The organism is Humidesulfovibrio sp., assembly GCF_035560995.1.
Classification (GTDB): domain Bacteria; phylum Desulfobacterota; class Desulfovibrionia; order Desulfovibrionales; family Desulfovibrionaceae; genus Humidesulfovibrio.
Genome location: NZ_DATMYK010000273.1, coordinates 1 through 10,630 on the forward strand (window position 1 = coordinate 1; position 10,630 = coordinate 10,630).

Annotated in this window: 10 protein-coding genes; 9 read left to right on the forward strand and 1 reads right to left on the reverse strand. The window is 65.3% G+C overall.

Annotation, left to right across the window (positions count from 1 at the left end):
* The 7 genes from infB to pnp all read left to right on the forward strand — a co-directional run.
* The coding region (gene infB / locus VN419_RS10575) for a translation initiation factor IF-2 (RefSeq protein ID WP_325647195.1) at window positions 1–2,010 on the forward strand (2,010 nt) is incomplete at its 5' end.
* 57 nt (window positions 2,011–2,067) lie between these two features.
* Window positions 2,068–2,370: a DUF503 domain-containing protein gene (locus VN419_RS10580; RefSeq protein WP_325647196.1), complete on the forward strand. Its 303-nt coding sequence runs from the start codon at window positions 2,068–2,070 to the stop codon at window positions 2,368–2,370.
* Window positions 2,367–2,711 carry a 30S ribosome-binding factor RbfA gene (gene rbfA / locus VN419_RS10585; protein ID WP_325647197.1) on the forward strand — a complete coding sequence of 115 codons (345 nt, stop codon included), beginning with the start codon at window positions 2,367–2,369 and terminating at the stop codon, window positions 2,709–2,711. The genes VN419_RS10580 and rbfA overlap by 4 nt, the downstream gene beginning before the upstream one ends.
* Complete coding sequence (locus VN419_RS10590) at window positions 2,683–3,651, forward strand: bifunctional oligoribonuclease/PAP phosphatase NrnA (RefSeq protein WP_325647198.1); 969 nt, start codon at window positions 2,683–2,685, stop codon at window positions 3,649–3,651. Before rbfA ends, VN419_RS10590 begins: the two co-directional genes overlap by 29 nt.
* Before the next feature lie 12 nt (window positions 3,652–3,663).
* Window positions 3,664–4,617 carry a tRNA pseudouridine(55) synthase TruB gene (gene truB, locus VN419_RS10595; RefSeq protein ID WP_325647199.1) on the forward strand — a complete coding sequence of 318 codons (954 nt, stop codon included), beginning with the start codon at window positions 3,664–3,666 and terminating at the stop codon, window positions 4,615–4,617.
* Between the two features lie 66 nt (window positions 4,618–4,683).
* Window positions 4,684–4,953 (forward strand): 30S ribosomal protein S15, encoded by a 270-nt coding sequence (rpsO, locus tag VN419_RS10600; RefSeq protein WP_325647200.1) that lies wholly within the window; start codon window positions 4,684–4,686, stop codon window positions 4,951–4,953.
* Window positions 4,954–5,188: 235 nt separating this feature from the next.
* Complete coding sequence (gene pnp / locus VN419_RS10605; RefSeq protein WP_325647201.1) at window positions 5,189–7,435, forward strand: polyribonucleotide nucleotidyltransferase; 2,247 nt, start codon at window positions 5,189–5,191, stop codon at window positions 7,433–7,435.
* Window positions 7,436–7,579: 144 nt separating this feature from the next.
* Here the strand turns inward: pnp and VN419_RS10610 are convergent, their stop codons facing one another.
* Window positions 7,580–7,999: a winged helix-turn-helix domain-containing protein gene (locus tag VN419_RS10610; protein WP_325647202.1), complete on the reverse strand. Its 420-nt coding sequence runs from the start codon at window positions 7,997–7,999 to the stop codon at window positions 7,580–7,582.
* Between the two features lie 174 nt (window positions 8,000–8,173).
* Between VN419_RS10610 and VN419_RS10615 the strand changes: the two genes are divergently transcribed.
* Both VN419_RS10615 and VN419_RS10620 read left to right on the forward strand, forming a co-directional pair.
* Window positions 8,174–9,565: an MATE family efflux transporter gene (locus VN419_RS10615; RefSeq protein WP_325647203.1), complete on the forward strand. Its 1,392-nt coding sequence runs from the start codon at window positions 8,174–8,176 to the stop codon at window positions 9,563–9,565.
* Window positions 9,562–10,440: a DUF2156 domain-containing protein gene (locus tag VN419_RS10620; RefSeq protein WP_325647204.1), complete on the forward strand. Its 879-nt coding sequence runs from the start codon at window positions 9,562–9,564 to the stop codon at window positions 10,438–10,440. The genes VN419_RS10615 and VN419_RS10620 overlap by 4 nt, the downstream gene beginning before the upstream one ends.
* The last annotated feature ends 190 nt before the right edge of the window (window positions 10,441–10,630 follow it).

Consider the following 10,630-nt stretch of genomic DNA (forward strand, 5'->3'; position numbering starts at 1 on the left):
GCGCCTGCCGTCCCCCCCAAGGACGGCGATGATCGCAGCCGCAGAAAGCCGCATCGCGTCGTGGAGTTCCCCGGCAGCGGCGGCACCGAGGACGATCGCCGCAAGGCCGGTCCGTCCACGGCAAAAAAGAAGCCCTCCTTCGCTCCCGCTCCGGTGGTGAGTGAGGACGGCGACGCCCCGATGCGCCTCAAGTCCTCCCGCCGCAAGAAGCACCGCGGCGGCATGGAGCAGCGCGAGGAGATCAAGCCCGTCGGCAAGCGCAAGATCCGCATCGACGAGCACATCCGCCTCTCCGACCTGGCGCACCAGATGGGCGTGAAGGCGCAGGCCATCATCAAGGTCCTGTTCGGCATGGGCATGATGGCTACCATCAACCAGGCGCTCGACATGGACACCGCCACCCTGTTGGCGGGCGAGTTTGGCCATGAGGTGGAGAACGTCTCCTTCGACGAGCAGGAATTCCTGTCCGCCGCCCCGTCCGACAACCCGGAAGATCTCAAGTCGCGGCCTCCCGTGGTCACCATCATGGGCCACGTCGACCACGGCAAGACCTCGCTCCTCGACGCCATCCGCAAGACCAGCATCGCCTCGGGCGAAGCGGGCGGCATCACCCAGCACATCGGCGCGTACCACGTGGCCACCAACCGGGGCGAAGTGGTCTTCCTCGACACCCCGGGCCACGAGGCCTTTACCACCATGCGTGCCCGCGGCGCACAGGTGACGGACATCGTCGTCCTGGTCGTCGCGGCCGATGACGGCGTGATGGATCAGACCCGCGAGGCCGTGAACCACGCCAAGGCGGCCAAGGTGCCCATCGTCGTGGCCGTGAACAAGATCGATAAGGAAGGCGCCAACCCCGACCGCGTGAAGCGCGAACTGGCCGAGTTCGACCTCGTGCCGGAAGAATGGGGCGGCACCACCATCTTCGCCAACGTCTCCGCCAAGCAGCGCATCGGCCTGGACGAGCTGCTGGAAATGATTCTGCTGCAGGCCGAAGTGCTGGAGCTCAAGGCCAACCCGGCCAAGCCCGCGCGCGGCCACATCGTGGAAGCCAAGCTGGACAAGGGACGCGGCCCGCTGGGCACCGTGCTCATCCAGGAAGGCACGCTGAAGAACGGCGACGCCTTTGTCTGCGGCACCGTGCACGGCAAGGTGCGCGCCATGTTCAACGACCAGGGCCGCAAGATCAAGCAGGCCGGTCCCGCCATCCCCGTTGAGATCCAGGGCTTCGACGTCGTGCCCGAGGCCGGCGACGAGTTCGTGGTGGTGGCCGACGACAAGGTGGCCCGCAAGATCGCCGAGACCCGCGCCTCCAAGCAGCGCGAGAAGGACCTTATCGGCAAGAGCAAGGTGACTCTCGAGTCCTTCCTGCTCTCCAAGCCCGCCAACGAGGCCAAGAACCTGAACCTCGTGCTCAAGGCCGACGTGCAGGGCTCCCTCGAAGCCATCACCGAGGCGCTGGTCAAGCTCTCCACCGAGGAAGTGAAGATCCAAGTGGTGCATGGCGCAACCGGCGGCCTGACCGAAAGCGACATCCTGCTGGCCTCGGCCTCGCAGGCCATCATCATCGGCTTCAACGTGCGTCCCACGGCCAAGGTCAAGGACATGGCCGACAGCGAGCACGTGGAAATCCGCTTCTACGACATCATCTACAAGCTGGTGGGCGAGATCAAGGACGCCATGAGCGGCATGCTCTCCCCGGACATCCAGGAAGTCTACCTGGGCCAGGCCGAGGTGCGCAACACCTTCAGCGTGCCCAAGGTCGGCATGGTCGCCGGCTGCGGCGTGGTGGACGGCAAGCTCACCCGCGCCGCCAAGGTGCGCCTGCTGCGCGACGGCGTGGTCATCTACACCGGCGCTTTGAGCTCCCTCAAGCGCTTCAAGGACGACGCCAAGGAAGTCCTCAAGGGCTACGAATGCGGTGTCGGCCTGGAGAACTTCAACGACATCAAGATCGGCGACGTCATCGAGGCCTTCGAGACCAAGGAAGTCGCCCGCACCATCGACTAACGGCAACGGGCAATGGCAATGTCTTCGGGCATTGCCATTGCCTTCAAGCAGGCTTACATGATCATCGGTGTGCTGACCCTGGAGTTCCGCCTGCACGGCAACGACTCGCTGAAGGGCAAGCGGCAGGTGGCGCAAAGCCTGAAGCAGAAGCTGCGCAACACCTTCAACGTGGCCGTGAGCGAAGTGGATGCCCAGGACGCCCACCAGAAGCTGGTGCTGGCGGTGGTGACCGTTTCCGGCGAGACCACCAAGGTGGAGAGCCGTTTGTCCAAGGCCCTGGCGATGGTGGAAGCCATCTCCCCGGCGGAGCTTGTGCGCGCCGACACGGAAGTGTTCAGCAGCGCGGGAGAAATTGAATGAAGCCCTCAGGCACGAGACGTTCCATCCGCATGGGCGACCAGATTCTTCAAGAGCTGGCCACCATGCTCATCGAGGAAGTTCAGGATCCGCGCCTTGAACTGGTGAGCCTCTCCGGCTGCAAGCTCAACGCCGACATGAGCATCGCCCTTGTCTCCTTCACCGTGGGCGGCGGGCCGGAAAGACGCCAGCTGGCGCTTGACGGCCTGAACAAGGCCAAGGGTTTTCTGCGCTCCGGCCTGGCACGGCGCATGAACATGCGCTCCCTGCCGGATCTGCGCTTCACCCACGACGATTTCCTTGAGGACATGGTCTATGCCAAGCCCAGTCCAGCAGATAGCTGACCTCATCCGCAGGAGCGACCACTTCCTGGTGGCCTCCCACGCCAATCCGGATGGCGACGCCATCGGCTCGACCATTGCGCTCGGCTACATCCTGTCCGCTCTGGGCAAGGACTTCTGCCTGTACAACCCGACAGGCCTGCCCCACCAGTTCGACTGGCTGCCCCTGCCCGCGCCCATACACACCACCCTTTCCGGAGCGGAAGGCAACTGGATCTTCGTGCTCGACTGCGGCACCGCGAGCCGCGTGGGCGATGAGCTGCACAAGGTCATGGGCACCCGGCCCATCGCCAACGTCGACCATCACCTGGGCAACCCGAATTTCGGCCAGTTCAACTGGGTGGACGACTCGTATGCGGCCGTGGCGGCCATGATCGCCGACTTGGCCGACGAACTTGGCGTGCCCTTGACCGGCCACCTGGCGGAAGCCATCTACCTGGGCATCGTGACGGACACGGGCTTCTTCACCTTCGACAACACCGACCCGCGCATCATGGAGCTTGCAGCCCGGCTCATCCGCCTGGGCCTCAAGCCTGGCGCCATCAACGCCAAGATCCGCAACCAGTGGACCGTGAGCCGCTTCCGCCTGTGGGGCGAAAGCTTCGCCACCACGGAGATGTTCTTCGGCGGGCAGGTGGCGGTGGCCTATGTCACCCAGGCCATGATGGAGCGCACCGGCACCGACAGCGCCGACTGCGAAGAGATAGTGAATTTTCTGCGCCGCCTGCGCGGCACCCGCGCCGCGGCGATTCTGCGCGAGCAGGCCGATGGCGCGTACAAGTTCAGCCTGCGCTCCACCGGGGCGGACAATGTGCAGGCCGTGGCCGCCCTGTTTGACGGCGGCGGGCACAGAAACGCCGCCGGCGGCACCATCGCCGACGAGCTCACCTCGGCCAAGAAGCGCCTGGTCAAGGCACTTGGCGAAGCGCTGCAACTGGTGTAGGGCTTACGACGCATGGGAAGAAAGCGTAAAAGAAGCGCGGGCCAGCTCGACGGGCTGCTCGTGTTGAACAAGCCCAGCGGCCCCACGAGCGCGGGCTGCCTGAACAGCATCAAGCATGGCCTGGGCCAGGGCAAGATCGGCCACGCGGGCACTCTTGACCCGCTGGCGCAGGGCGTGCTGCTTGTGCTTTTGGGCCAGGGCACCAAGCTGGCGGGCTACCTCACCAGCGGGGCCAAGGTCTACACCGGCATGATGCGTCTTGGGCTCACCACCGACACCTTCGACATGGAAGGGGCTGTGGTTGAGGAAAAGGGCATCGGCAATATTTCGCAAGAAGATGTGCGGGCGGCCATCCTGTCCTGGAAGGACCTCACGGAACAGGAAGTGCCCGCATACTCCGCAGCCAAGCACGAGGGCAAGCCCCTCTACGAACTCGCCCGCAAGGGCGAGACGGTGCCGGTCAAGGAGAAGCGTATCGAGGTATATGAGGTCGAACCGCTGGAGATCGAGCTCCCCTTCGCACGGTTCAGGGTACGTTGCCTGGCAGGCACGTACATTCGCTCCCTGGTCCACAGCTTGGGGATTCGGCTCGGGTGCGGAGCAGCGCTTGCGCAGCTCACGCGGGAGGCGTGCGAGCCCTATGGGCTTGACGCCTCGTACAGCCTGGACGCGGTTCTTGGAGAGCCGGAGCTTTTTGCCGAGCGGGTCGTTCCGCTGGCGAAAATGCTCCCGCACTGGCGCACCATCGTCCTTTCACCCACCCTGGCCGCCCTCGTGAAGAACGGGGCCTGGCTGCCGGTGGGCGGACCAAGCGGTGACGAGCTCCTGGGGAAACCCGGCGAGCAGGTCATGCTGGTCGATGAAGGGGGCGAACCGGTTGCGCTGGCTGAGGCTCAGCCCAAGGACGGCGGACTGCGCTGGACGATCCTGCGCGGACTGTGGATGGACGCCGCTCCCGCCACCTGAACGGGGAGCTTTCCGGCACAACAGTCTGGCCCGCCATAATGGGTTCCAGACGAGGAGGATACTGCTGTGGTTATGACGCCCGAAGGAAAGACCCAGGTCATTGAGAACTTCAAGCGCAAAGAGGGAGACACCGGTTCTCCTGAAGTCCAGGTGGCGCTCTTGACCGAGCGCATCACCTACCTGACCGAGCACTTCAAGGTGCACAAGAAGGACTTCCACTCCAAGACCGGCCTCTTGAAGCTCGTCGGCCAGCGCCGCAAGCTGCTCAATTACCTGAAGAACACTGACATCCAGCGCTACCGTGATCTTATCGAGCGCCTGGGCCTTCGCAAGTAAGAGTTCCCCCACCGCGCAGGGCGGAGGCCGAGGAAAACCGGTCTCCGCCCCGTGCGGCCCACCGCGGCGGACGCCCCTCGCCCGCCCGTAACCGCGTTCCAGACGCAAACGAGGCTCCAGACCCCTTTAGTTGGCTGCGGAGAGCGTTCTTGCGATTCACGCAAGAGCCCTTCCCCAAGCCGGCTAAACCCCGGGCAGGGAGCACGCGTCGGAACGGCAACATCCAGGAGACTTCATGCTCGTACCTCACAACAAGATAAGCCTTTCCACCCGCGTCGGCGATATGGACATCACCCTCGACCACGGCTTGATGGCCAAACAGGCCAGCGGAGCCGTGTGGATCCAGTCCGGCGGCACCGTGGTGCACGTCACCGCCGTGAACCAGGCGCTCGAGATTGACCGCGGCTTCTTCCCGCTCACCGTGAACTACCAGGAAATGTCCTACGCCGCCGGCCGCATCCCCGGCAGCTACTTCCGCCGCGAGATCGGCCGCCCGAGCGAGCGCGAGACCCTGGTCTCCCGCTTGATCGACCGCCCCATCCGCCCCATGTTCAAGAAGGGCTTCCGCGACGAGGTCCAGGTCATCGCCACGGTCCTCTCGGCCGACGCCAACACCAACCCGGACGTGCTGGCCATCACCGGCGCCTCCTGCGCCCTGCACCTGTCGCACATGCCCTTTGAGGGCCCCATCTGCGGCGCGCGCGTGGGCTACGTGGACGGGCAGTTCGTGCTGTTCCCCACCTACAAGCAGATTGCCAACGAGAGCACCCTGAACCTCATCTTCGCGGCCACCCGCTCGGCCATTGTCATGGTCGAGGGCGGCGCCAGCTTCGTCTCCGAAGAACTGGTGGCCGAGGCCCTGGAATGGGGCCACAAGCAGCTCACCCCGATGTTCGACATCCAGGACGAGCTGCGCGAAAAGGTCGGCAAGCCCAAGATCGAAGTGACCCCCAAAAAGGTCGATGAGGCCGTTGCCGCCTACGTCGAGGAGATCGCCACGCCTGGCCTCAAGGCCGCCTGCGCCCTCACCGAGAAGATGGCCCGCCGCGAAGCCAAGGAAGTCGCCAAGACCCAGGCCATGAAGGCCGTGGTCGAGAAGTTCGCCGACAATGAAGATGCCCAGAAGCAGGCCTCCGCCCTGCTGAGCGACCTGGACAAGAAGCTCGTGCGTGAGCGCGTGCGCACCGAAGGCATCCGCCTGGACGGCCGCGACACCACCACCGTGCGTCCGCTGTCCATCAGCGCGGGCGTGCTGCCCATGACCCACGGCTCGGCGCTGTTCACCCGCGGCGAAACCGCCGCCCTGTGCGTGGCCACCCTCGGCAGCAGCCGCGACGAGCAGCGCATTGAGACCCTGGTGGGCGAAGACACCAAGCGCTTCATGCTGCACTACAACTTCCCCCCGTACTGCGTGGGCGAAGTGCGCATCCTGCGCGGCCCCAGCCGCCGCGACATCGGCCACGGCGCCCTGGCCGAGCGTTCCATCCTGCCCGTGCTGCCCAGCGCCGAGGACTTCCCGTTCACCCTGCGCGTGGTCTCCGAGGTCATGGACTCCAACGGCTCCTCCTCCATGGCCACCGTGTGCGGCGCCTCCCTGGCCCTCATGGACGCGGGCGTGCCCATCAAGGAACCCGTGGCGGGCATCGCCATGGGCCTGATGAAAGAGGGCGAGGACTACATCGTCCTCACCGACATCCTGGGTGATGAAGACGCCCTGGGCGACATGGACTTCAAGGTGGCCGGCAGCGCCCGCGGCATCACCGGCATCCAGATGGACATCAAGATCACCACCGGCATCCCCTACGACGTGCTGCGCCGCGCCCTGGCCCAGAGCCGCGACGCCCGCATGCACATCCTGGAGCACATGGCCATGTGCCTGGCCGCGCCCAGGCCGCAGCTCTCCGAGCTGGCCCCGCAGATGGAAGTGGTGTTCATCAACCCCGAGAAGATCCGCAGCGTCATCGGACCCGGCGGCAAGAACATCAAGGCCATCACCGCCGAGACCCAGGCGGCCATCGACATCGAGGATTCCGGCAAGGTGGCCATCTTCGCCCCCAACACCGAGAGCCTGATGAAGGCCAAGGCCATGGTGCTCTACTACGACCAGACCCCGGAGCCGGGCCGCAACTACCTGGGCACCGTGAAGAAGATCCTGGAAGTCGGCGCCCTGGTGGAGATCCTGCCCGGAGCCGAGGGCATGCTGCACGTGTCGCAGCTCGATGTTGAGCGCGTGGACCGCGTGGAAGACCTGCTGCAGCTCGGCCAGGAAGTCTGGGTCAAGGTCATCGAGCTGGAGCCGGGCGGACGCATCCGCCTGTCCCGCAAGGCTTGGCTCATGGAGCAGGCCGGTCAGGAAGTGAACCTGGACGAGTTCCGTCGTCCGCCCTCCTCCCGTGGCGACGGCCCCGGCCGTGGCGACCGTGATCGCGGCCGCGGCGGCGATCGTGGCGGGCGCGGCGGAGACCGTGGCGGACGCCGCTAGGCCTTAGCAAAAAATCGAACGGGCTGCCTCCGGCGTTCCGGCCTCCTGATGGGAGAGCCAAACGCCGGGGGCAGCCCTTTTCTTTTGTGGTATGCTGGACTGGCAGCCAGACCGGAAAGCCGGGATGGTTGGCCGCGCGGCAGGCTAGGGCTTGGGCCCGGCCTCTGAATCGGCCTCGGTTCCGGCAAAGGCCCGTATCTCCCAGGGCAGGCGCTCTTTGGCGCGGGCAAGGGCGAACGCCTCAACCTCGTGGTGCCAGGCGGTGAAGTCGGTCAGCAACGCCTGGGCCAGCGGGGTCAGCTCGTAGCCCTTGCGGCCGCTGGCCTTGGCCAGAAGGGGCTCGCCCAGGGCTTCCTCCGTCCGCTTGATGCGCCCCCAGGCCGCGCGGTAGCTCATGCCCAGGGCCTTGGCCGCCCGGTTCAGCGAGCCCAGGCGCTGCACCAGCTCCAGCAGCTGCACGCGCCCAAGGCCGAAGAGCATCCCGCCGCCGGATTCCAGCCACAGGTGGACGCGCAGGACGGGTGCTGCGGCGGCGTTGGGGCCGCCCGTGGTTTTGCCGCTCATCAATACCTCCGGCCCGGGGCGCTTTGTGCGCCGGGTTCATGCTGTCAGATATGGCAGAACATGAACGCCAGGTAAAGAAATTCCATGCAGGCCCCTTGGCAGGCGTCAATTCATGCCTACTTGACCTGATTGCCCATGAACCCCGCCCAAGGGCGGGCCCTCTCCAGGATATACATGCAGTCAGCCACGCAGCCAGCCACCACTTCTCAAAAATCCGCGCACCTCATCTGGAGCCTTTCCTGGCCCCAGCTCTTGATGATGCTCTTCAACTTCCTCATCGGGTTCGTGGATGTGTGGGTGGCGGGCAAGATAGACCATCGGGTGCAGGCCTCGCTCGGCATCATCACCCAGTCGCTGTTCCTCTTCCTGATCATCGCCATGGCGGTTTCCGGCGGCGCGGTGGCGGCCATCAGCCAGTCCCTCGGCGCGGGCAAAACACGGCGGGCGGAGCGCTACACAGGTCTGTGCCTGACGATCGCCGCGGGCTCCGGCCTTGTGTTCCTGGGCCTTGGCCTGCCCCTGCGCGATGTCTTCGTGCGCGCCCTGCAGGTGCCGCAAGACATCGCCCCGCTCACGGGCTACGTGCTTGAGGTGTTCCTGTACACCCTGCCGCCCTATTACATGATGATCATGCAGAACGCCGTGTTCCGCGCGCGCAGGCAGGTCATGCTGCCCCTGTACACCATGATCCTCGTCACCGTGGTGAACACCATGGGCGACCTGGGCCTGGGCCTTGGTCTCTGGGGCCTGCCGCAGCTCGGCGTGCAGGGTATCGTCTGGTCCACCTTCTCGTCCATCACCCTCGGCGCGGTGTTCGGCCTCGTCATGCTGCGCCGCGACGGCACCTTGACCCGCACCATGCTCGCACCCTGGTGCTGGGTGCGCAAGGCCTTCCCATATCTGTTCAAGGTGGCCTGGCCCGCCGGGCTCATGCAGATCGTCTGGCACTCCGGCTATCTGGTGCTCTTCGCCATTACCGCCAGCCTGCCGGAGAACAGCGTGGTCGCCCTTGCCGGCATGGCCGCCGGCGCGCGGGTGGAGTCCCTGCTCTTCCTGCCCGCCTTCGCCCTCAACCTCACGGCCAGCATCCTGGTGGGGCACCTGCTGGGTGCGGGCCAGCCGGAGGAGGCCCGCCGCATGGGCCTGCGCATCCTGGCCATCGGGCTCGCCAGCATCAGCCTCTTCGCCGCGCTGCTCTGGCCCTTTCTGGGCGACATCGCGGGCTTCATCGCGCCCAAGGCCGAGGTGCAGGCCGAGGCCCAGAACTACCTCGTGTACAACGTGCTGGCCATCCCCTTCACCCTCACCACCATGATCCTGGCCGGAGCCCTGGCGGGCGCGGGGGCCACGCTGTACAACCTGCTCGGCATGGGGCTGGGCACCTGGCTGGTGCGCCTGCCCTTGGCCTACGTCCTGGGACATGTCATCCTGGGCACGGCCACGGGCGTGTGGATCTCCATGCTGGCCTCGCAGGCCGTCCAGGCAGCCATCCTTCTGTATATCTTCGTCAAAAAGGACTGGCAGCGTTTCGCCATGTCCAAAACCCGCAACGGAAGCAACACATGAGCACCTGCGAAAACTTCGAAAAGATCTGCCTGAAGCATCAGGAAGCCTACCGCGCCGCCCTGGCCGCCTGCCCGGAGGTTACCTCCGACTACGCCTTCGCCAACCTCTACGGCTGGGCAGAGCACTACGGGCTTGAGTGGCGCATCGCCCACGACCTGGTGTGGATCAAGCAGACCATCCCCCAGCAGACCTTCTGGGCCCCGGTGGGCGACTGGACCAAGGTGGACTGGGCCGCCCTGCCCTGCCTGTCCGGCCCGGCGAAGTTCACCCGCGTGCCCGAGGCCCTGGTCGGCATCTGGCGCCAGGCCTTCGGCGAGCGCCTCACCGCCATCGAAGCCCGCGACCACTTCGACTACGTGTACTCCGTGCCGGAACTCATCGAGCTGAAAGGCAACAAATTCCACAAGAAAAAGAACCTGCTGCACCAGTTCGAGAAGTCGAACATCTTCGAGTACACGCCCATGCAGGCCGACTGCGTGGAAGAGGTGCTCGACATGCAGGCCGAATGGCACGGCTGGCAGGAGCACCCCTCCGAAGCCCTGGTGGCCGAGAATCAGGCCATCTCCCGCGTGCTGAAGAATTTCGACCGCCTGGGCAGCCTCATGGGCGGAACCATCCGCATCGGCGGCAAGGTGGTGGCCTACACCGTGGGCGAAAAGCTGGACAAGGAAACCATCGTCATCCATTTCGAAAAAGGCGATACGCGCTTCAAAGGCATCTACCAGGCCATCAACAAGCACTTCCTCGAAGCGCAGGAAGACCGCTTCAGCCTAGTGAACCGCGAGCAGGACCTGGGCGACGAAGGTCTGCGCAAGGCCAAGCTCTCGTACAACCCCGTGCAGTTCATGCAGAAATATGATGTGGAACTGGCGTAAGAGGAAGAAGGAAGAGAATATCCCTCCGGGGGCCAAAGGGCACGAGGCCCTTTGGAATCCCATTAGGTTAGACTTGTGCGCTGCCAAACGCCCTGCTGACTTCCTCCGCGAATCCGAGTGGTCTTTCCCCGAGGATTCGCGGCATGGCGGGTCCAGGGGGCACTGCCCCCCGGCCGCCGGAGGCATATTC

Bases quoted from the DNA above. Each gene is read 5' to 3' on its own strand.
- pnp (WP_325647201.1), top strand. From the start codon at position 5,189: ATGCTCGTACCTCACAACAAGATAAGCCTTTCCACCCGCGTCGGCGAT.
- VN419_RS10590 (WP_325647198.1), top strand. From the start codon at position 2,683: ATGCCAAGCCCAGTCCAGCAGATAGCTGACCTCATCCGCAGGAGCGAC.
- VN419_RS10615 (WP_325647203.1), top strand. From the start codon at position 8,174: ATGCAGTCAGCCACGCAGCCAGCCACCACTTCTCAAAAATCCGCGCAC.
- truB (WP_325647199.1), top strand. From the start codon at position 3,664: ATGGGAAGAAAGCGTAAAAGAAGCGCGGGCCAGCTCGACGGGCTGCTC.
- VN419_RS10580 (WP_325647196.1), top strand. From the start codon at position 2,068: ATGATCATCGGTGTGCTGACCCTGGAGTTCCGCCTGCACGGCAACGAC.
- VN419_RS10610 (WP_325647202.1), bottom strand. From the start codon at position 7,999: ATGAGCGGCAAAACCACGGGCGGCCCCAACGCCGCCGCAGCACCCGTC.
- rbfA (WP_325647197.1), top strand. From the start codon at position 2,367: ATGAAGCCCTCAGGCACGAGACGTTCCATCCGCATGGGCGACCAGATT.
- VN419_RS10620 (WP_325647204.1), top strand. From the start codon at position 9,562: ATGAGCACCTGCGAAAACTTCGAAAAGATCTGCCTGAAGCATCAGGAA.